19 protein-coding genes and 1 tRNA gene are annotated in these 21,577 nt (G+C 67.2%); 6 read left to right on the top strand and 14 right to left on the bottom strand.

Annotated elements, in window-relative coordinates; translation table 11 throughout:
* The 5 genes from G4D83_RS21825 to G4D83_RS21845 all read right to left on the bottom strand — a co-directional run.
* The coding region (locus G4D83_RS21825) for a serine hydrolase domain-containing protein (RefSeq protein WP_163866733.1) at positions 1 to 532 on the bottom strand (532 nt) is incomplete at its 3' end.
* Positions 533 to 1,196: 664 nt separating this feature from the next.
* Complete coding sequence (locus tag G4D83_RS21830; protein ID WP_163866734.1) at positions 1,197 to 4,112, bottom strand: cell wall anchor protein; 2,916 nt, start codon at positions 4,110 to 4,112, stop codon at positions 1,197 to 1,199.
* 596 nt (positions 4,113 to 4,708) lie between these two features.
* Positions 4,709 to 6,340, bottom strand: coding sequence for a DUF262 domain-containing protein (locus tag G4D83_RS21835; RefSeq protein ID WP_163866735.1), 1,632 nt, complete (start codon positions 6,338 to 6,340; stop codon positions 4,709 to 4,711).
* A 21-nt stretch (positions 6,341 to 6,361) separates the two neighbouring features.
* Positions 6,362 to 7,474: a YaaC family protein gene (locus tag G4D83_RS21840; protein ID WP_163866736.1), complete on the bottom strand. Its 1,113-nt coding sequence runs from the start codon at positions 7,472 to 7,474 to the stop codon at positions 6,362 to 6,364.
* 467 nt (positions 7,475 to 7,941) lie between these two features.
* Positions 7,942 to 8,014, bottom strand: a tRNA-Asn gene (locus G4D83_RS21845).
* Positions 8,015 to 8,207: 193 nt separating this feature from the next.
* Here G4D83_RS21845 and G4D83_RS21850 point away from each other — a divergent pair.
* The 6 genes from G4D83_RS21850 (at position 8,208) to G4D83_RS21875 (ending at position 14,420) form a co-directional block, all read left to right on the top strand.
* A complete protein-coding gene (locus tag G4D83_RS21850) occupies positions 8,208 to 9,350 on the top strand; it encodes an RsmB/NOP family class I SAM-dependent RNA methyltransferase (RefSeq protein ID WP_240356491.1) in 1,143 nt (380 codons plus the stop codon).
* A gap of 110 nt (positions 9,351 to 9,460) precedes the next feature.
* The gene (locus G4D83_RS21855; RefSeq protein WP_163866737.1) at positions 9,461 to 10,360 is read left to right on the top strand and encodes a S66 peptidase family protein; all 900 of its coding nucleotides are present in this window, start codon (positions 9,461 to 9,463) and stop codon (positions 10,358 to 10,360) included.
* Positions 10,357 to 11,547: a serine hydrolase domain-containing protein gene (locus G4D83_RS21860; RefSeq protein ID WP_163866738.1), complete on the top strand. Its 1,191-nt coding sequence runs from the start codon at positions 10,357 to 10,359 to the stop codon at positions 11,545 to 11,547. Before G4D83_RS21855 ends, G4D83_RS21860 begins: the two co-directional genes overlap by 4 nt.
* A complete protein-coding gene (gene mpl, locus G4D83_RS21865; RefSeq protein ID WP_163866739.1) occupies positions 11,540 to 13,012 on the top strand; it encodes a UDP-N-acetylmuramate:L-alanyl-gamma-D-glutamyl-meso-diaminopimelate ligase in 1,473 nt (490 codons plus the stop codon). The genes G4D83_RS21860 and mpl overlap by 8 nt, the downstream gene beginning before the upstream one ends.
* A 1-nt stretch (position 13,013) precedes the next feature.
* Positions 13,014 to 13,574, top strand: a complete 561-nt coding sequence (locus tag G4D83_RS21870) for a TlpA disulfide reductase family protein (protein WP_163866740.1) — start codon at positions 13,014 to 13,016, stop codon at positions 13,572 to 13,574.
* An 18-nt stretch (positions 13,575 to 13,592) separates the two neighbouring features.
* A complete protein-coding gene (locus G4D83_RS21875; protein WP_163866741.1) occupies positions 13,593 to 14,420 on the top strand; it encodes an inositol monophosphatase family protein in 828 nt (275 codons plus the stop codon).
* Positions 14,421 to 14,426: 6 nt separating this feature from the next.
* On the opposite strand, the gene G4D83_RS21880 is transcribed toward G4D83_RS21875, so the two are convergent.
* The 9 genes from G4D83_RS21880 to G4D83_RS21920 form a co-directional block, all read right to left on the bottom strand.
* Positions 14,427 to 14,816 carry a hypothetical protein gene (locus tag G4D83_RS21880; RefSeq protein ID WP_163866742.1) on the bottom strand — a complete coding sequence of 130 codons (390 nt, stop codon included), beginning with the start codon at positions 14,814 to 14,816 and terminating at the stop codon, positions 14,427 to 14,429.
* Between the two features lie 56 nt (positions 14,817 to 14,872).
* A complete protein-coding gene (locus tag G4D83_RS21885) occupies positions 14,873 to 15,820 on the bottom strand; it encodes an ATP-grasp domain-containing protein (RefSeq protein WP_163866743.1) in 948 nt (315 codons plus the stop codon).
* Positions 15,817 to 16,683, bottom strand: coding sequence for a hypothetical protein (locus G4D83_RS21890; RefSeq protein ID WP_163866744.1), 867 nt, complete (start codon positions 16,681 to 16,683; stop codon positions 15,817 to 15,819). The genes G4D83_RS21885 and G4D83_RS21890 overlap by 4 nt, the downstream gene beginning before the upstream one ends.
* A 36-nt stretch (positions 16,684 to 16,719) precedes the next feature.
* Complete coding sequence (locus tag G4D83_RS21895) at positions 16,720 to 17,334, bottom strand: polysaccharide biosynthesis/export family protein (protein WP_163866745.1); 615 nt, start codon at positions 17,332 to 17,334, stop codon at positions 16,720 to 16,722.
* Positions 17,335 to 17,383: 49 nt separating this feature from the next.
* A complete protein-coding gene (locus G4D83_RS21900; protein WP_163866746.1) occupies positions 17,384 to 18,646 on the bottom strand; it encodes a hypothetical protein in 1,263 nt (420 codons plus the stop codon).
* Positions 18,647 to 18,789: 143 nt separating this feature from the next.
* Positions 18,790 to 19,350, bottom strand: coding sequence for a hypothetical protein (locus tag G4D83_RS21905; RefSeq protein ID WP_176437391.1), 561 nt, complete (start codon positions 19,348 to 19,350; stop codon positions 18,790 to 18,792).
* Between the two features lie 88 nt (positions 19,351 to 19,438).
* Positions 19,439 to 19,885 (bottom strand): cyclic nucleotide-binding domain-containing protein, encoded by a 447-nt coding sequence (locus tag G4D83_RS21910; RefSeq protein WP_163866748.1) that lies wholly within the window; start codon positions 19,883 to 19,885, stop codon positions 19,439 to 19,441.
* A gap of 41 nt (positions 19,886 to 19,926) precedes the next feature.
* Positions 19,927 to 21,273, bottom strand: a complete 1,347-nt coding sequence (locus G4D83_RS21915; protein ID WP_163866749.1) for an AgmX/PglI C-terminal domain-containing protein — start codon at positions 21,271 to 21,273, stop codon at positions 19,927 to 19,929.
* A 3-nt stretch (positions 21,274 to 21,276) separates the two neighbouring features.
* Positions 21,277 to 21,576 (bottom strand): hypothetical protein, encoded by a 300-nt coding sequence (locus G4D83_RS21920; RefSeq protein ID WP_163866750.1) that lies wholly within the window; start codon positions 21,574 to 21,576, stop codon positions 21,277 to 21,279.
* Between the last annotated feature and the right edge of the window lies 1 nt (position 21,577).

Raw genomic sequence — 21,577 nt, forward strand, 5'->3', positions numbered from 1 at the left:
GCCAGAACCGCGGCTGCCCGTAGTCCGCATAGGCGGCATTGAGCTTTGCCGGGGTGGCATGCGCAGTGAAGTCCCTCAACACCTCATTCACTTGCAGTGGCAACATCCCCGGCATGCCGCTGGTGTGGGTGACCAGATGGCGCAGGCGGATGGGCCCGCCGTCTGACTGAAGGTTCGGATAGGCGGACGGCAGATACTTTTGTATCGGGTCGTCGAGGGTCGCCTTGCCTTCGAGGACAGCGTTTGCCAACAGCAGGCCGACGAAGGTCTTGCTGACCGACCCTATTTCATAGAGGGTCGAATCATCGGGCGGATTGGACTTGCCGGTCTCCAGCTCACCCCGATGCAGGATGAACTCCTCGCCGCGATAGACCACTGCAATCGACGTTGCGTGCAGCAGTCGTGACTGCAGCAGGGTCGTCGCGGCCTGGCTCATTGCCGTGGGGATATCGCGGGCGGGTGCAGGGCCCGTCGTCTTGCAAGCGGCCAGCACCAGCATCATTCCAGCAATGGCTACGGAGAGGTTGTTCATCAGACGCATAAAGGGGAGGGGTACTCTCGCACGCCCCCCAGGTCGCAGCCAGACACGCGAGGTCACCCTCGCGGTAGCACCGGCTCATGCGCGTAGCCTGGAACACGGGAAGTTCTCGGTGTCACCTCGACTTGATTCCCGACGCGTGCTCAGGGCTCATCTACCCCAGCCCTCCTCGGTTCCTGCCCACGCGGCCAGACCGTCCTGCTCTTTCTCCTGGGTCGGGGATGCCGTACCTGCCTCTTCCTTGGTGTCCACTGAAGCGGATCAAGCCCAAGGGGAGGGGCCAAGCTTGAAGTCGACTCAATCGGACGCGTACCCGCCGTCCTCTTCGAAGCCGCTCTCGTCGAAGTAGCGTCGCAGCGCCGTGGCCATCGTCTCCATGGCGTGGACTCCCTCGCAGCGGGCGCAGCTGCCCCGCAGGTTCGCAAGGAGTCCGACGCGGAGACCTCCGTGCCGCACGTCGCTTCCGAGGAGAGGCATCTGGCCCGGCGATGCGCGCGGGGACCGGTGCTCACGCTCCGGTCCGCGGGTGTGCCTGGGCTTCAGGCGAGACGCCGTGTGTACGGCGGCGCCGAACGCGAGCTCCCAACTCGGAACAGCAAGGCCGGCCATGGGGACGTGCCCCACGACCGGCCTTGCTCCTCGGCGTGTCGACGCGGTCCTACCGCAGGGGCACGCGCTTGAGCCTGAAGGGCGAGGGGCTCTCGCTCATCGTGAAGTAGCTCGCGCCGTTGGCCTCGTACTCAATCGCCTCTCCCTGGCCCTCGGTGGTGTCGGTCAGCGTGACGGGCGTCGCGAAGACGGCCGACTCGAAGCCAAGTCCCGGCGTCGCACGGAACTCGTAGACAGTGCGGTAGGTGCGAAGGAGGAAGCGATCCGCGCATGGGTGGATCGCCGCCGCGGTCGCGGCCGAGAAGTTGGCGTCTCCGTTCAGCGGCAGTTGGATCGTGTGGACGTGGATCAGCGTGGCCTGCACGCCCGGCGTCAGCGGCCGGGGGAACTTGTACACGCCGCTCTTCCCCGTGCCCCCGTCCTTGGTGACGACGTAGATGTCCCCGGTGGTGGGGTGCACCATCAGCGACTCCGCGTCCTTGGCGCCGTCCGGATAGACGAACGGGAAGGCCTCGGCGACGAGCCCCCCCGAGGTCTGGCCGTTGGCGAGATCCGGCTCGGGCACGCGGTAGATCGTGAACGACGTGGGGGTGCCACCCGGAGGGAAGTTGGCGCTCCACTTCCCGATGTCACCAATGAAGATGCACGAGCCGCTCGGGCAGGGCCCGGTCGCGAGGTCCTCCCAGTCGGCCGGCGTCACGTTGGTCACATTGAACGTGCCGAGGGTGCTCGCGTTGAGGGTGTTGATCGCGACGATGGCGGTGGTGTCCTCGTTGTGCACGTAGAGCGCGTTGCCGACCACGCGGCTCGCGGCCAGGCCCGAGGGCTCCACGATTTGCGGCGCGGTCACGGTGCCCTGGAGCGTGAAGGTGCTCGCGTACGTGTCGCCGACCATGCAGGTGGGGGCGTTGGCGGCGCGCAGGACGACGACGTGCGCGGTGTTGGTCTGCACGAACGCGGAGCTGCCGGAGAGGTCCGTCTGGAGGCCCGGCGCGGTGAGCGACCGGTAGGCGGCATTGAAGAGCAGTCCATTGGCGTGACCCAGGCACGCATCGAAGGCCTCGGTGAAGCCGAGCGGTGGCTCGATGCCGGTGGCAGGGCAGGTGGCGTCCGGCCAGACCTGTGAGCCGTACCAGACGGCGAGGCCACCCGCGCTGCCGGTCACCACGTCGGGCACGGTGAACGACGCGGAGTCGCCGTTCTTCTGGCCTGCGTGCACGTCGATGGGCTGGATCGGATCGACGCCGCTGAAGGCTTCCACGCTCCCCGCCATGTGGGTGGCCGCGTCCAGTCCGAACGCGTAGCTCGCGGGCTCGGAGGCGCCCGCGACGCGGTAGAAGATCCAGGTGCGGATGGCCCAGGCGCTCTGCTCCGAGCGCAGGAACGTCCAGCCGGCGGGCGGCGTGACGGTCGCGGAGATGTTGTTGCGCACGGTCACCCGCGCGATGAGCGCGTCGTTGGCCGCGGTCCCCGACGGCTTGGGGATCGACAGCGAAGCGAGCGACAGGCCGCTGTGGCGCGAGCTCCCACGCAACGCGACCCCCGAGGACGGCGCGACCTCGGCGCGGCGAAGGGCGACGACCTGTGCGACGTTGGTCTCGGCGAACGTCGAGCTCCCGTTGAACGGTCCCTGGAGGCCGGCACCGGCGAGGGGCATGAAGGCGGCGTTGAAGACGAGGCCCTGGGACGAGGACACCAAGCAGGTGTCGTAGGTCTCGGCGAAGCCCAGGGGGGGCTCGATCGCCGGGGTCGGACACGCGGCGCCGGTCCACGTCTGCGCGCCGAACCAGACGGCGGCCCCGCCCGCGGTCGAGGTGCTCAGCTGCGGCGTCGTGAAGGCCGTCGAACCGCTGTTGCTCTTGCCGGCGTGCGTGTCGATCGGGTTGGCCGGATTGACGCCGGCATACGCCACGAGGTTGCCGACGAGGTAGCTCGCGATGGAGCTCTGGAACGTGTGGCTCGCGGGCTCGCTGGCGGTGGCGACGCGGACGAAGACCCAGCCGCGGATGCTCCAGGTGCTCATGTCGGTGCGCACCAGCGTCCAACCCGCGGGCGGGGTGAGCTCGGCGCCGATCTGGTTCCGGTTCGCGAGGTGCGCCAGCAGCACGTTACCGGCGGTGACGCCCGGAGGGGTCGAGAGGGTCAGGCTGGTGACCGTCTTGCCGCTCGCGTGCGTGGTGCCGACGAGGGTGATCTCCCCGGTGGACGGCGGCTGGAGGGGACGCAGCACCACCGCGTACGTGATGTTGGTGTTGGGGAGCGTGGAGCTGCCGGTGAAGGCGGGCTGGGGACCTGCGGCCCCGAGCTCCGAGGTGGCGGCGCTGTGCAGCACGCCGCGCGACGACGAGACGAGGCAGGTGTCGAGCTGCTCGGTGAAGCCCGTCGGAGGGGTGTGGACCGCGGGGCACGCGGCGCCTCCCCAGACCTGGGCCGAGAACCACACCGCGAGGCCGTTCGCGGACGACGTGGTGGCGACGGGCAGCGCGAGGCTCGCGCTGTTGCCATTCTTCTGGCCCACGTGCACGTCGATCGGCTGGAGCGGATCCGCGCCCGACACCGCGACCAGGGTGGCCGCCATGGAGCTGGCGAGGTCGAGGGTGAAGGTGTGACTGCTCGGCTCGGCCGCGCTGGCCACGCGGAGGAAGAGCCAGGACTTGATGGCCGAGGCGCTCTGCTCGGAGCGCAGCAGCGTCCATCCAGCGGGTGGGGTGGCGACGGCGGTGACGGCCTCGCGATTGCTCAGCTGCATCACCAGCACATCTCCGGCGGCCGTACCCACGGGGGTGGGGATGGAGAGGGTGGTGGTGGCCAGGCCGCTCGCGCTGGTGGTTCCTCGCACGGAGAGCGTGGAGAGGTCCTGGGCCGTCGTCGCATCCTGTACGTCGTCGGGCTGCGCGAGCTCAGTCGTTCCACAGGCGGCCATCAGTAGGGCGGCCGCGAGCCACAGACTTCGGAATGGGGTCATGGGGTTTCGATCGAGGTGTCGACTCACCGGACTGGAGGTCCGGGAATCGGCCATGTGAAGGACCCCGCAGTGCGAAGCGCAATCGACTGTCATGACACGGGAAAGCTGCCGTGAAATCGTTGGGATCTTCGGGTGTCATCGAAAGAAGGTGGCAGTCCTGTCCATGCGGTCACGCGGAGTCCTTGGAGAACGCGAAGCTCAAAGATATCTGCGCACGGTGCAAGGGCCGAAGGGCGGTCTGCACCCCGCAGGGTGGGCCTCCAGGCAAGCCTCGTGACCGTGGCTGTGACAGGCTCGTGACGTCAGCCGAGGCGACTTCTTCCCTGACACAGGGGGAACCGGCTCACTCCAGCGTCCGGTGCCCCAATCCGGATGAGTGTAAGTCGTTGGTGGAAGATTTCGAGGCGAGCGGGCAGAGTCAGAAGGAGTTCGCGACCCAGCGATGGCGCATTGCTTGGTCGCCTTCCGGCGGATGACGTGCCGCAAGCTATTGAGCCTGGGGCTCCGAAGCGCCTCGTCCTTGCAATGGATTGCGTTGCGCCTCAGTAGCCCGACGTCGTCTGATTGTGACCGTGAGTGCACGCGTAGGCTTTAGGTCAGGTGTTGAATTTTAGCAGGAATTTCGCAAGCGACTGTGATCTGTATTCCAATATGGCGCTAGGGTTTTTCTCTAGGCGTTTAATGTCTTTGGCTGGTGGAAGAAACTGCGTGGCCAAGATGCTGTCTGCGGCCTTGCTGCCGGACTGGCGCACAAGAGTATCAACCAGTTTGGATAGAGTCGCTCTCTTAAGGTGGGATGCCGTCTCAGGCAGGAGAAGAACGGACGAAAGAATTCGGGTATGGAGCCCGGGGCCGTCTGGGGTTGTTTCTTTTCCGAAGATTGGCTGGATCTCAATCGCCGTGCCGTTCTCTTTGGGCTTAGTTTTGGTATTTATCTCGAGTGAGTCGCCAGACAGGTCAATCGGCTTGTTGGAGGCTAGCGCGCAGACAAAGCTCCGCCAGAGTGCTCCTTGGCCTCGCTTTGTTGCCTCCTGGAGAGCTTTCAGATTGGGCATCCTGAACTCAAAGTCCATGTCGCCAGCGACGATTTCGAGAAGATACTTAAAGTCTGATACCGTCCGGGTATTGGATGCCACGTCGTACCCTTGGTTGAACGAGCGGTCCCAGAACCAAGAACGCCATAGGTCTGCGTTCTTGGAGAGGTCAACTCCAGTGGCAACTAGTCCGGCCAATACTAGTAGTTGTGCCCGATAAGGGAGCCATTCTTGATTCAATACCCCGCACTCGGCCATCAGAAAGGATGCAGCCGACTCGATGGCTTTTGCTGAGGTCTGCCATTTTTTTCGAACGGTGTCGACGTCGAGAGCCAGAATGGCGGATTGGCGAATGTTGTTGAGTTGAGTGAGGGCGATGCATTGCAACACAGGCATGCCATCGTCCTCTAGGAACGCGTGGAGTTTCACATGCTCATCGGATGCTTGAGCCCACTTTTGGCGTAGGTTCCACTTGGGCCCATAGGAGCGAGCGACCATGAGGTCGAATGCGCCAAGGCGCATGCCTGTCTTGTTGATTCGCTCGAAAATTCGCGCGATTGCGTCGGGTTGCAGCTCCCTCTCCATGATGACGGCCGGAAATTCATAGCCATCTACTCTGGAGAAAAGCGCTTTGTATAGGACTGAGAGTGGGTCTGGGGATTTCTCTTTCTTTTTAGACCCTCGAGCTGCAGCTTCTTTCCATGCGAAAAAATCCGATGCTGATTTCAGCGCGTATACAGGGACAAGACCTTGGTCTCGTTGAATTGTCTCCGAGGGGAAAGACGATTCCCAATCAGCCCTGCGGTAGCTGACGATGTTTTCCTCAAGAGAGTCTATGTCGTCTGCGGAGACTTCGCCGAATTTGATTGCGTAGACGAAGGGTCCAACATTATGGAGCGCGCGAAAGAGCGAGGTTAGTCGCTGTTGGCCATCCAGTATTACATACTTCACCTGTGGGGCTAGATGGCGGATTCCGTCGAATGGTCGAAGGCTAAAGTATTCAGGATTGCCTCTCATTATGAGTAAGGTGCCCGCAGGCCAGCCCATTAGGACTGTCCCGATTAGTGCGCGAACGTCACGGTCCGACCAGTCGAAATCGCGCTGAAAGTCCGGTAGTCCGATTGTCCCCGCTCCGATGCCTTCGGTTAGGTCTTCTATATGAATCCGGCTTGGCTCAATTTGAGGGAATTTCAAGAGATTCTCGGTTGGAGTTGTCTAGATAGCTGCGGATTGGATGACTTCGCGCTGTGCAAATCGTGATGCCATGAGGTATAGAAATTGACGTGGTGCTGAAGAGATTGTCTCTTGGATTGCGGGGCCGTACGAGTCGTCGAGTATTTTGGCGAACACGTGTGGTCTATAGCGGGTTACTGAACCGAGATAGAAAATTATTGCATACATTGCGAGCGCCTGCGGTAGGGTGCTGGCGCTGGTTGGCGGTGTGTATAGATATAGGGTTCTGTAGGGTGGCACAAATGTGAGGGTTGTCCAGACATGTTGAGCTAAGTGGGTTGCGAGTTTTGCTGTCTCTGCGCCCGCTGTCTTGCTGTACGATGTTGCCGCGATTAATTCGAAGCGGCGGCGGGAGGTTGGAGCGCCGACCTCCTTCCAGGTGTTGGATAGATTTGTCCTGGCGAGCAGTTCGTTTGCTGTTATCCCTGAGCGCTTGATGTCGTCCTTGTCGAGTTCGAAGGCCAGCCATGCCTGTTTTGAGGTGGCGTCGTGAATGAAGTCAATTGACCGCAATGGTATGAAGCGTTCTCGTTCTTTTCTTGCGGAACACCATAGTCGGTGTCCTGTTATGATTTGTCCAAGCAGTTCTGGGACCGGGAAATCCGTTGCTGCTGTTAGGGGAAGTCCCGTAATTGCTCGATGGAATTCGTCAAATATGTTGATTGAGCGAGCCCCGGTGCTTGGGTGCGCCTTGATTAATGCATCGTCGAATTCCTTCCCTCCGACGGGGGGCTTCTCGCTGATTCCGTGTTGAGCCGTGTTGAGGTCTCGCTGTAGTCCCTGTGTGAGAATGTATGATTTTGCGAGATTTAGGAAGGAGTAGTATAGGAGTACAGGTTTGGCTCCGATTATTGATGCGTCGGTTGCTGCTCTGAAGTTGTCTTCGGCTTGTTTGAGAAAGGCTAGTGCTGCCGGGCGTGCGATTGCTGGACAGCGTTGTTTGGTGTGGCTGAGTATTATGCCCCAGGGGTCGGATGTGAAAATCGCAGACTGCCCCTGATGGCGACTGTTTGCTGCGGATGTCGGCCAGAATGAGAAAGGTACTTTTCGTCCAGCTATTGTTATCGGCTTTCCGGCCCGGGGTGAGTTGCTCATGCTGAGGCCCTCTCTTCGTTCTGGTCAGGCATCGAGGTGCGGTTCTTCTCGAATTGGCTCGACAGAAGAAGCATCTACCCGATTTGACTGAGAGTCCAGGCTCAGTACGGTAGTTCGGGCCATCCTGCGTGCAATGACAGCGTCGCGAGGCTGGAATGCAGTTCATCTAGATTGAGTTGGTGCTCTACCTCTGGTTTATTGGGCCGATCCTGGATGCAATGGGGATCGAGGAGTTGTGGGAAATCGGGCTCTGAGTTCTATGCTGGCATTGAGGCCTTGGCCGATTAAGGGTAGGCAAAAATCAAGAGCCGCTGTAGTGGCTTGATTGATGTGCTGATGCAGCACTCGCCATCGTCAGAAGAAGTGAATGCTCACGGAGCCACGATTTGCGGTAGGCGTCACTAAGTTCGAGGCCCGTGGAAAAGAAAAAGGCCCCGCCAGAAACTGGCAGGGCCTTCGTTCTTCAGCTCCCCGACGAGGACTCGAACCTCGGACCTAGTGATTAACAGTCACCCGCTCTACCGGCTGAGCTATCGGGGAATATGTCCTCGCTGTGGTAACGGCGCCGCAGCGATGACGCGCTTTCTAGAGAACGGAGCCCCCTCTGTCAACTGTCCCGTTTGATCCGCTCTCCCGGCTCCAGGGTCCACCCTGGTCCGCCCTCGCCGGGCTCGCCTCCGTTTCATCCGAGGCCATCTCCCTCGTGCTTGCCGGCTCCCCCGCCGAGCGCGTCGTGGATCGCACCCTCCGTGCTCATCGCTCCCTCTCCCGCGACCAGCGCCAGACCCTCAAGGAGGCCATCTTCAACGTCGGCCTCTGGCGCCGCCGCCTCGCCTTCCTCCTCGACCAGGACGACGCTCCACCCCCGCTCCTCCTCTTCGCCTTCCTCCACGGCCTCGCCCACGTCCCCGCCCCCGAGGCCGCCTCGCTCGCCGGAGTAGGGGAGGGCATCTCCACCCTGAACCACTCGCCGCCCCCCTCGCTCGCCCTCCGCTACTCCCTCCCGGACTGGCTCGCCGACCACTTCTCCCGCGAGCTCGGCCCCGACGCCGACGCCTTCTGCGCCCACATCAACGTCCCCGGGCCCATCACCCTCCGGGTCAATCCACTCCGCTCCTCCCGTGAGGAACTCGCCGAGCGCCTCCGCTCCGAGGGCGTCTCCACCCTCCCGGGCCCCTGGAGCCCGCTCGCCCTCCATATCGACGGGCCCCGCCCCAACCTCTACGCGCTGCCCTCCCTCCAGGAAGGCCGCTTCGAGGTCCAGGACGAGGGCAGCCAGCTCCTCGGCCTCCTCCTGGAGGCCCTCCCCGGCGAAACCGTGGTCGACCTGTGCGCGGGCGCCGGGGGCAAGACGCTCCAGCTCGGCGCCGCCATGCGCGACTCCGGCCGCCTCTTCGCCCATGACCCCGACCCGGAGCGGCTCGACCGACTCCTCCAGCGCTCCTCCCGCGCCGGCCTCACCCGCGTCCAGGTCCTCCGGTCCCCTCCCAGCCCGGGCCTCGGCGCCGACCGCGTCCTCGTGGACGCTCCCTGCTCGGAGCTGGGCTCCCTCCGCCGCGGCCCCGACCAGCGCTTCCGCATCACCCCCGACGTCCTCGCCCACTTCCCTCCGCTCCAACTCGACATCCTCCAGCGCGGCGCGGACCTGGTGCGCCCAGGGGGCCGGCTCGTCTACGCCACCTGCACCGTGAACCGCGCCGAGAACGAGGACGTCGTCTCCGCCTTCCTCGCCGCTCGACCCGACTACCGCCTCATCCGTCCCGGCGCGGGGTGGCTCTCCGACGCCTGTCTTCGCGACGGCTTCCTCTTTGTCGCCCCCCACAGCCACGGCACCGACGCGTTCTTCGCGGCCGTCCTGGAGCGCTCGGCCGGGTAGGGGAGGAGGCTTCGAGCGACCGCAGTGTCCGCGTTCCGACGTCCGGGAGTACTCAACGCTCCCGGCTCGAATCCGGATGCCCGCCGTCCCCCCGGTGCTATGAAGCGCCCGTGCGTTGGCTCAAGCCCCTCCCGCTCCGCCCCCGCGACACCGTCCACGTCGTCGCTCCCTCCGGGCCCTTCGACCGCCCCCTCTTCGACGTCGGCCTCGCCGTCATCGCCGAGCGCTACTCCCCGGTCCTCCGCCCCGACCTCGGCTCCGCTTACCGCTACCTCGCCGGTGACGACTCGCGCCGCGCCGAAGAGCTCTCCCACGCCCTCCTCGACGCCTCCGCCCGCGCCATCTTCTGCGCCCGCGGTGGCTACGGCAGCGCCCGGCTCCTCCCCAAGCTCCCCCTCGCCGACGCCGCGCCGAGCCTCTTCACCGGCTTCTCCGACCTCACCTCCGTCCACGCCGCCCTCCAGGTCCTCGGCCGCGTCTCCATCCACGGGCCCGTCCTCACCCAGCTCGGCAAGCAGCCTCCCGAGGTCCGCGACTACTTCTTCCGCCTCCTCGAGTCCCCCGAGGCTCCGCCTCCGCTGACCGGCACCGCCACCTACGTCCCCGGCACCGCCGAGGGCCACCTCGTCGGCGGCAACCTCTCCGTCTTCGCCACCCTCCTGGGCACCCCGTACCTGCCGCCCCTCGACGGCGCCGTGCTCCTCCTCGAGGACGTCACCGAGCGCCCCTACCGCCTCGACCGCATGTGGACCCAGCTCCGCCTCGCCGGCGTCTTCTCCCGCGTGCGCGGCATCGTCCTCGGCGACTTCACCGCCTGCGAGGAGCGGAACACCGACTACACCAGCGGCGACGTCCTCAGAGACCTCGCCCGCGAATCGGGCGTCCCCTGCGCGGCGGGCTTCCCCATCGGCCACGGCGCTCTCAACTACCCCGTGGCCCTCGGCACGCAGGTCCGCCTGGACGCGGACTCGGCCCGGCTCACGTTCCTCGAAGGAGCCGTGCGTGCATGAGCGCTCCTCCTGAGCAACACCCCATCGCCGTCCTCCAGACGCTGCTCGACGAGGCCGTGGGCATCGGCGTCTTCCCCTCCGCCCAGGCCGTCGTCCTCCACCGGGGCGTCCAGGTCTTCGGCGGCGTCGCGGGCAACGTCACCGGCGACACGCGCTTCGACCTCGCCTCGCTCACGAAGGTCCTCAGCTCCACCGCCCTGTTCCTCCGCCTGTGGACCGAAGGCAAGGTGGGGCCCGATACCCTCGTGTCCCGCTACTTCCCCGGCTCGCCCGTGGGCGACGCGGGCGCCACCGTCGCGGACCTGCTCTACCACCGCTCCGGCCTGCCTCCCTTCGTCCCGTTCTTCGCCCAGGCCCTCACCGCCCACCCCGAGCTGCTCGACGCCACCTGTCCCTCCGCCACGCGCTCCCGCGTCCGCGACGAGGTCCTCCAGGCCGCCGCCTCCACGCCGCTCGCCGCCGCGCCTCGCACCCGCACCGCGTACAGCGACGTGGGCTTCATCCTACTCGGCGAGATTCTCTCCCGCGCCGCCAGCGCCCCGCTCGACACGCTCTTCTCCCGCCACGTCGCCGAGCCGCTCGGCCTCTCCGCCCGCTTCCACCGCCTCACCGACTTTCCCGCCGACGCCATGCCCGCGCCCACCGGCGCCACGCGCCCCCGCGAGCCCGCGCCCGGTCAGGAGTCGCTGTGGAAGGACGTGCCCACCCAGCCCACGCGGCCAGGTGAAGTGGACGACGACAACGCCTGGGTGATGGACGGCGTCGCTGGACACGCGGGCCTCTTCGGCACCGCCGTGGACGTGGCCCGCTTCGGTCAGGCCGTGCTCGACGGCTGCGCGGGGACGAGCCCCGTGATTGCGCCGGCCCCGCTCTGGCACCGCGCGCTCGCCACGGATTCGCTCGTGCAAGGCAGCACGCGCTCCATGGGCTTCGACTCACCGTCCCAGGTCGGCTCCAGCGCGGGCCGCTTCGTGGGCGACTCACCTCCGGGCGCCGTCGGGCACCTGGGCTTCACCGGAACGAGTCTCTGGGTGGACCTGCGTCGCTCGCTGGTGGTGGCGCTCGTCACCAACCGCGTGGCGCTGGGCCGCCAGGAGCTTCGCATCCGCGACTTCCGACCCGTCTTCCATGACTTCGTCGTGGAGGCGCTCGGCCTCACCAGCATCTCGCAGGGAACGCATGGCTGACGACAACGGTAACGTCCTCGACACCCTCGAGCCCGGCAGCGTCCGCCGCGTCCACCTGGTGGGCGTGGCGGGCACCGGCATGGGCTCCTTCGCTGGAATGCTCAAGGCCGCCGGCTACGAAGTCACCGGCAGCGACGAGAATGTCTACCCACCCATGAGCGACATGCTCAAGGCGTGGGGCATCCCCGCCGCCTCGCCCTACCGTCCGGAGAACCTGGACGACGCGAAGCCGGACCTCGTCATCATCGGCAACGTCATCCGCCGCGTGAATCCCGAGGCCACCGCCGTCCGCGAGCGCGGCATCCAGCAGATGAGCTTCCCCGCCGCCCTGGGCTCGCTCTTCCTCGCCCGCTCCCACTCCGTCGTCGTCGCCGGCACCCACGGCAAGACGACGACGTCCTCCATGATGGCCCACGTCCTCGTCGAGGCCGGCAAGGACCCGTCCTTCCTCGTGGGCGGCGTCACCCAGAACTACTCGGGCAACTACCGCGTCGGCAAAGGACCGCACTTCGTCGTCGAGGGCGACGAGTACGACACCGCCTACTGGGACAAGGGCTCCAAGTTCCTCCACTACCGTCCGCGCACCGCCATCCTCACCAGTGTGGAGTTCGACCACGCGGACATCTTCCGCGACTTGCCCCACTACGAGGCGACGTTCGAGAAGTTCGTCCGGCTCATCCCCGCCGACGGGCAGCTCGTCGTCTGCGCCGCGTACCCCAACGCCGTGAAGCTCGCGCGCGAGGGCTGCCAGGGCCGCGTCGTCACGTACGTCGCGAAGGAGGGCGCGGACGCGGACTACGTCCCTCGCGAGGTCTCCTTCGGTGCCAACGGCGCGCGCTTCCAGGTGGCGGAGCGCGGCACGGTGCTCGGCACGGTGGAGCTGCCCATGGGCGGCCTGCACAACGTGGAGAACGCGCTGAGCGTCATCGCCGCCGCGCGCGGCCTGGGCCTGTCCTTCGACGAAATCGCCAGGGGCCTGTCCACGTTCCAGGGCGTGAAGCGCCGGCAGGAGCCTCGCGGCGAACCCAACGGCATCCTCGTGGTGGACGACTTCGCGCACCACCCGACGGCCGTGCGGGAGACCATCGACGCCATCCACCACCGCTACCCGGAGCGTCGGCTGTGGGCCATCTTCGAGCCCCGCTCCAACACCAGCCGCCGCAACATCCACCAGGAGGACTACGCCCACGCCTTCACCGGCGCGGCTCGCGCCAGCCTCAAGGTCCCCGAGCGCCATGACAAGGTGCCCGTCGGCGAGGAACTCGACGTGCGCAAGCTGGTGGCCGACCTCCAGGCGCAGGGCATCGCCGCCGAGGGCTCCACCGACGTGCAGGCCATGGTGGACCTCGTCGCTCGCGAGTCACGCCCCGGTGATGTGCTGCTCGTCATGAGCAACGGCGCCTTCGGCGGGTTCATCGAGAAGCTGCTCGTGGCCTTGAAGGCCCGCGCGGGGGAGACTGACTGACATGCGCCTCCCGCTCACCGTCCTCCTGGGTGTCCTGTCCCTCACGGGTTGTGCTCGAAGCAGCACGATGCCGTCCCTCACGCCCCCCGTGCCCGGTGGCGCGGAGCAGCAGGGCACGCAGGTCTCCAGCACCCAGCCGCTCGTCTTCCAGGTGAAGCGCTACCCCGGTGGCGAGCCGTATGACCTGGTGGGCGACAGGGGCAGCGTGGTGCTCATCGATGTATGGGCCACGTGGTGCGAGCCCTGTCGGGACGCGCTGCCCTTCTACGAGAACCTCGTGCGCGAGTACGGCGCCAAGGGCCTCAAGGTCTACGCGCTCAACGTGGACGAGGACACGCGCGCGATTGAGCCGTTCCTGAAGGAAGTGAAGGTGGGCCTGCCCATCCTCGTCGACGAGAACGCCCGCGTGGCCGAGCGCACGCTGAAGGTGCGCGGCATGCCCACGACGTACTTCGTCGACAAGCGCGGGGTGGTGCGCCACATCCACGAGGGCTTCAACGAGGAGTTCCTCACCAAGTACCAGACGGAAATCGAAGCGCTGCTGGCCGAGCCCGCGCCGTAGCCCCGCTCAGGAGACGTCATGGCTGACACGGCCCCGGAGACTCCCGCCGAGCTGCGCCGCACCGCGGAGGAGGGTGCGCGCCTTGGCGGCCGCATCCTCGCCGACCGCTTCTTCCGCGAGCGCGTCATCGAACTCAAGGGCGGCATCGACCTGGTGACGGACGCGGACCGCGCGTCCGAGGAGGCGCTGCTCGCGTTCATCCGCTTGCGCCACCCCACCCACGCCATCCTCGCGGAGGAGAGCGGCGCGACGGCGGGCACGGATGGCCTGCGCTGGCTGGTGGACCCGCTCGACGGCACCACCAACTACGCCCACCGCGTGCCGCACTTCTGCGTCAGCGTGGCGGTGGAGGGTCCTGACTGCGTGCTGGCCGGCGCCGTGTATGACCCGATGCTGGACGAGCTGTTCTCCGCAGCGCGAGGGGAGGGCGCCACGCTCAATGGCCGCCCGCTGCGCGCCAGCACCGTGGACAGGCTGGACAGGGCGCTGTTGTGCACGGGCTTTCCCTACGACGTCCGCGAGAAGCCCGAGGGGCCGGTGGGCCTCTTCACCCGCTTCGTCCTGCGCGCGCAGGGGATGCGGCGCACGGGAAGCGCCGCCATGGACCTGGCCTATGTGGCCGCGGGCCGCTTCGATGGCTTCTTCGAGTTCGGCCTCAAGCCCTGGGATATCGCCGCGGGCTCGCTGCTCGTGGAGGAGGCCGGAGGCGTCATCCGCCATGTCACGGGCGCTCCCTTCAGCGTGATGCGCGGAGACGTCATCGCCTCCGCGCCCAAGCTGGCCCCGGTGCTGCTCGCCGAGGCCAGGCACTTCATCGACGAGCTGGGCTGGACACCCAAGCCCTGAACTGAATCAGCCGCGCAGCTCCGACAGCGCCCGGGCGAAGGCGTTCGTGGTGGCGCCATGGGCCCCCGCTTCACGCCCGTGCTTCTTGGCCTTGTCGTCGTTCATCTTCCGGTGCGCCTCGTCACGGGCGTCCTTCTCCCGATGAATGGCCTTGTCTTCGATTTCCTTGCCCTTGTCGGTGAGGGCGTCCGCCGCCTTCTTCCCGAGGTCGGAGGCCTTCTTGCCCGTGTCGATGATGCCCATCAGCGACCACTGCTCGGCGAGCGCTGCCTGCACCGCCTCACGCAACTCCGCGGCGCTGTTGCCCACCGTGGGCGCCGCGACGTGCCCCGCCTCCGCCAGCTTCGGCAGGTCCTGCGACGAAATAAGCCCCGCATCCGTCGACTGATTCGACATGGTGTACTTCCCCCTGGTGATTTCCGGGATTCCCAATTCCTCGGAAAATTACAGCGTCATGAGCCTAGCGGAGTGCCGAGGAAATCCGCAAGGACCCGGGCGATAGGCAGTCCCGCGTTCTGCTCGAACCACATGAAGCCCGGGCAGGTATTCACCTCCAGGCACACCCAGTCCTCGGGCCTGGAGGAGCCTCCTGGGGGCTCGATGAGGTCGATGCCCGCCAGGTCGACGCCGAGCGCCCGTGACAGTCGGCGGCAGGCCTCGGCGACGGGCTCGGGCAGCTCGGTGGCGCGCAGGCTCACCGTGTGGCCCGTCATGTCGGGGTGGCGGTAGTCCAGGGCCTGCGTCTCCGCGCGACAGGCCAGCACGTGGCGCGCACCCACGACGTGGGCCCGGATGTTGGTGCCGTGGATTCGCTGCTGGAACTGGTGGGGGGCCAGTGCCTGGCCGGGCCGGGCGGAGGCTCGGGTGGCCTCCCATGACACCTGCTTCACCAGGGAGCGCTCATCGCTGACGGACTTGATGACGGGGTCACCGTCGAGCGCCCGCGCGAAGGGCTCCCAGCGCTCCCAGGTGCCTCCCACCAGCGTGTCCGGCACGCGCAGGCCGGCGGCGAGGATGGCGGCATACTGACAGGGCTTGCTGCCATTGGAGAGCATCGCCGTGGCGCGGTTGGCCACCGGGCCCGGGAAGAGGTCGAGCAGTGCCGCCGCGTGGGCCTGCTCCGCGCGGGCCTCCGGTGTCTTGCGCTGCTCGACATTCCCCGTCCCCAGGCGCGAGTAGATGCCCGTGAGTTCCTCCAGCCCGACACGCCAGGTGGGGAAGTGCACCGCGCCCCGGAGTCGTCCCTTCCCCGACGGGCCTTGCGGCAGGTCCAGCTCCAGGCGCACGTCTCCGCCCAGGTGGCGCTCATCCACGAAGAGGTATTCGCGCTTCGTGTCGGTGAGGTGCTTGAGGAAGAACGCCGTCACCAACTCGTCCACGGGCCCCATGACGAGAATCATCGTGCGTCCTCCTTGCTCGCGAAGCGCGCGCGGATGAAGCGCTCCAACTGCGCGAGGGCCACGGGGTCCTCCTGCGCGACCAGTCGCTCCAGTCCTTCCGGCGACGTGCCGAGCTGAAGCGCCGTCCACCGCGCGGATGCGTCCAGCATGCCCGAGGACACCAGCAGGACTTCCAGCACGTCGGCACCGCAGGACGCGGCCAGACGCGTGAGGTCCCTCTCCAGGGCCGACGGGAGCGTGGGCGGTTCCTCCTCGAACTCCAGCGGCCAGAGCGTGACGTGCGAGCCCAGCACCAGGGCCTGTCGCAGCGGACCGGGCTCGGGCACCGTCCACCACACCTGCCCCATGCGCGTCTCCGCCTCCTCGGGCCAGCGAGTCCAGCGCTGCCCATCCTCGGGCGGCGCGCCCAGGTGGAAGTGCGGCGGCGCGAGGACGCTGTCGGCCTCCGGCGAAGGCAGTCGCTGGGCGAGCATCCGCCACATCGCCGTCGTCCAGAGCGGCGCGAGCAGTCCGCGACGGTTGATGACGCGTGCGGGACAGCACGTGTGGAAGGCCTCGCGCAGGGCCTCGTGCTCCGAGCTCAGATAGTCGCTCTCCGCGCGGGGCGGGGGACCTTCGGCGAGGCACCAGAAGACATCCTCGGGGCCCAACTCCAAGTCACCCCAGGGCCCCAGCAGGCCCGCGCGGAAGCGTCCTCCCACCACCTCCACCCACGGGGTGACGCCGGTGCCCCAGTCGCTCATGGAGACTTCGACGACGCGCAGGCCCGTGCGCTGGGCTTCGGCGCGCAGCACGTCGCGCACGAAGGGAAAGGACTCAGGGCCGACGAGCACCAGGTGGGGCATGCAGCGCACAGTCTGCACCGTGCGAGGTGCTCCGCGCGCTGGGTGCCGCGCGACCTAGAAGAAGCTCTCCGGCACGAAGACGATGTCGCCGGGTTGGAGCATGAAGTTCTTCTCGCGCCCCACGCCGATGTCCTCGACGGGCACGCGAATCTTGCGCTCCTGTCCGTCCACCACGCGCGTCACCAGTGTGTTGTTCTTCGCCGCGAGCTTGGTGAAGCCGCCCGCGAGCGTAATCGCCTGGACGATGGACATCTCCCCATCCACCGGGAAGGTGCCGGGCTTCTGCACTTCACCGAAGACAAACACCTTGTGCGAGTTGTACTCGCGAATGAGCACCGACACCTGCGGCCGGCGCACGTAGCGCGCCAGGCACTCTCGCAGCATGTCCGCCGCGGTGCTGGGCGTCGTCCCGCGCAGCGGCACCTTGCCGCACAGCGGGTAGTCGATGGTGCCCTCGGGCGACAGGCGCCACGTCCCGGAGTGCTCGGGCTCCTGGAAGACGCGCACCTCCACCACGTCGCCGGGCCCCAGCGTGCCACCGCCCGAGCGGGCCTCTCCCGCCTCGGCCGCCAGCGTGGGCGTGGGGGGCGGAGGACGCGGCGTCGAGCCGAAGCACGCGGACAGCGCTCCCGACAGGAGCAGGGCGATGGACAGACGGAGGGTTCTCATCCGGGAGGAGACCTCGTGGGCGGGGAAGCTTCCCCGGCGCTGCGGGGGCTCAGTACGTCACCGAGAGGCGAGCATACCCCTCGTGGCGCGTGTAGTTCAGGCCGCCGCCATCCACCGAGGAGGAGCGGTTGCTCAGCATGTAGCCCGCGGCGCCGGTGAGCCACGGACGGAACTGGTACTCGGGCCCCACGTCCACCGACACCACCGTGTCGCCACGGCTGCCGGCGAAGCTCAGGAAGTCCACCATGCCCACCGCGTGCAAGGTCAGCTTGCCACCCATCAGCGCGCGGGCCTCCAGGGAGAGGCGGTCATCCCGGAACGTGCCGTAGGCCGCCACCGGCTCCAGCCTGCGCAGGTAGCCGCCCTTGAACGTCAGCGTGGGGCTGAACAGGTAGGTGCCGTCGAGCTGGCCAATCACCGTCCCGCCGCCCGTCGCCCCGAAGTTCTGCCCCCAGCCCGCCTTGGCCGTCACCGCGACCTTGGGCGACACCAGGCCCGCCACGCCGATCATCGCGCGCAGCAGCGTGGCGTTGGGTCCACCGTCGTTGAAGTAGCGCCGCACGTCCACGCCGGTGTCGAGCACCAGCGCCGTCTTCGGCAGGAAGCGCCAGCGGCTCTCCACGCCCAGGTGCAGGTTGCCGTAGTTGAAGCGGTCCGCGCCGACGGGGTCGCACACACTGTCGCCGCAGTCCGCGGGCGCCGATGCCGCGAGCGGCTCGAAGAACTCCATCGCGTAGGCTACGCCGGGAGTCACCTCCACCGCGCCTCCACCCGGCCGCCACGGGGCCCTCACCTTGGCCTCGTTGTAGAGGCTGAGGATGCCCGCGCCGATGGCCGCCGTGCGCGTCCGGTCCGAGCGCGCGAACTGGTCCGACAGCTCCAGCGACAGCGGCGCCTCCGGGTTGATGCGCGCCAGCAGGTCCGCCGCGCCCTCCATGTGCGAGGCCGCGTTCGAGCCCTTCGTCATCAGGCCCGTGAAGAGCACGTAGTCCAGGTTGGCGTTGAGGTTGAACGCCAGCCGGGGGGAAGGGATGTCCAGCCGGATGCCCGGCCGGATGTGCATCACCAGCTCACCCGACAGGTCCGGCGACACGCCCCCGGGGAACTCCTGGCCCTCGCGGCCGAAGTAGCCCACGCCGCTGTCCAGGCGCGTCTCCAAATCGAAGTACGGATGCAGCCGGCCGTTGCCCACCTTGAAGCCGTTGCCACCCGTGGGCGGCGGAGAGCCCATGTCCTGAGCCATGGCCACGGAGCCGAGCGCCATCAGCGCCAGCCCGCAGACCGTGCCCCAGAATGTCCCTCTCAGCGTCATGGCTCGCAGTGGCTTCCCAGTGAGAGGGCGTACCCACTCCCACCTTTCATGCGGACGGCCTCGGGCGTCATAGCACGCGCGATTTCAGAGGCCGAAGAATTGTTCGACACGGGACCTGGACTCGGCCGGAGGGCGCACGGGACTCAGTTGATGGGGCTCGCGGGCGGCGGCCTGACGAAGATGTCGTCGGGAGGGGGCGGGCGAGTGGGATCACCACCAGGCAGGTTCTCGGGCTCCTCCACCTCGACGAAGAGGTTCTCGTCGGTGCGGAAGGCGAGCTGGCCGATGCACTCCTCGGCCTCCGAGCGGAGCTGACCGACCTTCTGCCGGGCGATCATCACCTTGGTGTATTCGTGCTCGCTGGCGGAGACCTCGCGCCGGGTGAGGGCCTCCTGGAGCGACACGTCCGCGGACTCGGAGATGCGCAGGAGGCCCTTGATTTGCGTGAGCTTCTCGTTGGCGCAGTTGAGCTTCACCACGTCCTTGGTGCGCCGCGCCTCCTCCACCTTGCCGAGCACCTGGCGGAGCACGTCTCGCATCACGCTCAGCGCCTGGGTGCTGCGCTCCAGCTTCTGCGAGTCAGGCACCTCGCTGGCCTTCTCCAGGGCCACGGCGGCGGGGGGCGCCCGGGGCGAGGGCACCGGTCCCTGCGCGACGGCCACGCCCGTGGCGACGATTGCAGCGACCATTCCGACAGTGCGCATACGCCTCTCGGCTCTCCCGGCCCTTCCCATGAGCGTCAAAGCGTAGAAGGCGAGGGGAGGGGTGTCAACGCGACAACCCTCCAGTTATTCAGTGGTTACCGGAGAGGCGGGCATTGGCCTCACGCAGTCGAGCAGCCAGGCTTCGCGCGATGTTGACGACGACGAAGGTGAAGCCCTCGGCGTGGTGCTGGCGGAAGGCGCGCAAGTCTCCAGAGGTGAGTTGGAGCAGGTGGGCCTGCGTGCGCGCGCGGACGGTGGCGGAGCGGTAGTCCTTGTCGATGAGGCCCATCTCCCCGAAGAACTCGGGATGGGACAGCACGGCCAGGGCCCGAGGCTCGCCATCGTCGCCGTCGCGGACGACTTCCACCTGGCCCTCGACGACGACGAAGAGGCTGTCGCCCAAGTCGCCCTCCGCGAAGATGACCTCGCCGGGGGCGCAGTGGCGCGTCCGGGCGAGCTCCGCCAGGCGGTCCAGCTCCACGGGGGAGAGCATCTCGAACAGCGGTGAGGCGGCGATGACTGCCAGCTTCTCCATGGTCCCCTCGGAGCCCGCGCCAGGTGCACCGGTGCTGGAGACTACCCCGTTGGAGAGAAGACGAAGGGGTAGGACACGGTGGCGGCGGACTCGGGCTTGAACGGGAACACCCAGCCTCGGATGGCGGCGCGGATGCAACTGGCCACCGCCTCGCTGCCGAGCGTGTTCTCGTCGATGTCGAAGTCGCCCACCCGACCGGACGGGGTGATGGAGAAGCGCACCACCACCTTGCCCTTGAGGTTGGGGTTTCGCTTGAGCTCCTTCTCGTAGCAGCTCTGGATGGCGCCCTTGCGCGCGCGGACGTAGCGGGCGAGTGCGTCGCGGTCCACGTCGGAGCTGTCGACCTCCGGCGTCGAGTCCTGCACGCGGCCCTTCACTTCGACTTCCTTCTTGGTGCCCAGGTCCACCTTGCCGCCGCCCTGGGTGCCCAATTCGCCGATGCCCGTCACGGTGCCGGTGCCACCGCCGCGCGGGGTGTTGCCCTTGCCGACGGCGGCCTCGGTGGCCACGCCCACGCCGCCCGCGCCCTGGAGCGCCGCGACGATGTCGTTGCCACCGCTGGCGTTGCCCAGCACGTCCTGGAACGCGCCGGTGCCCGAGCCCTTGGAGCCGAGCATCTTCAAGAGGCCCTTGTCGGAGACCTTCTTCACCATCTCCGCGTGGCGCTCGGCGGCGGCGGCCGACGCGGGCTTCTCCGATGCGGGTTTGTCCGCGCCGTCCTTCGGCTCGGTGGGCTTGGGGTCTTCCTTCGGTGCCTCGGTGGGGCCCGGTGCGGCGGGCTTCACGGCTTCGATGGGGCGCTGGGGGATGATGGCGCGCACGAAGCGGTCATCGAGCTGATCCAACGCCAGCTCCTGCTCCTTGGGTGCCTCGGCGGAGAGGATGATGGCGGCGCCCGAGAAGTGGACGAGCAGCGAGGCCGCGAGGATGCCGAAGAAGACGCGGTCCATCGTCTTCCAGCGGCTGACGCGGATGTCCGAGGGCATCAGCGGACGCGCTTCCTCGGCTGGGGGCGCGACGAACTGGAAGAAGAGGGTGGCGTCGCCCAGCTCCACCTTGCCGCGCGCGGTCTCCTGGAGGGGCAGGACGTAGAGGTCGCCCCGGCGCGAGGCGAGGCCCTGGGAGCGGAGGGCGTCGAAGTCCACGTCGGAGGAGCCGAGGTTGACGCGGCCCTTCATGGACTCATTGATGACGAGCAGGAACTGGTGGCCCTGGTGCTCGAACACGCTGAAGCGCGCGGGCCTGTCGTCCGAGGCGGGCAGGACGATGGTGTTGCGCGCGTCATGGCCGATGGTGACGCTCTCGCGCCGGACGTGGTGCTCTTCGACAATCTGGCCGTTCTGGATGAGGCCGACGCGGAGCAGCTTGGAAGATGACGGGGCGGCCATGGCCTAGAAGGGCTCCTGCTCGACGCTCTTCTCGACCTTGGGCACGAAGCTCTCCGTGCGGTTGAGGTCGTCGAAGCTCAGGTTGGAGCGGGGGAGGATGTAGAACGCCTGGGGCTTCTGGATGCGGCCCTCGACGGTGAGCGCGTCCAGGCGGATGACCTTGCGAGGCGCCTTCTTCGCGGGCGCGGTTTCGCTGCTCGACGTGGCTCCGCCGGTGCTGCCGGGCGCGGAGGACTTTTGAGTGTCCTGCGCGAGCACGGGCGCGGCGGTGAGGAGCACGAAGAGGGCGAAGGGGGCGCGCATG

Origin of the sequence: Myxococcus eversor (assembly GCF_010894455.1) — a bacterium.
GTDB lineage: Bacteria > Myxococcota > Myxococcia > Myxococcales > Myxococcaceae > Myxococcus > Myxococcus eversor.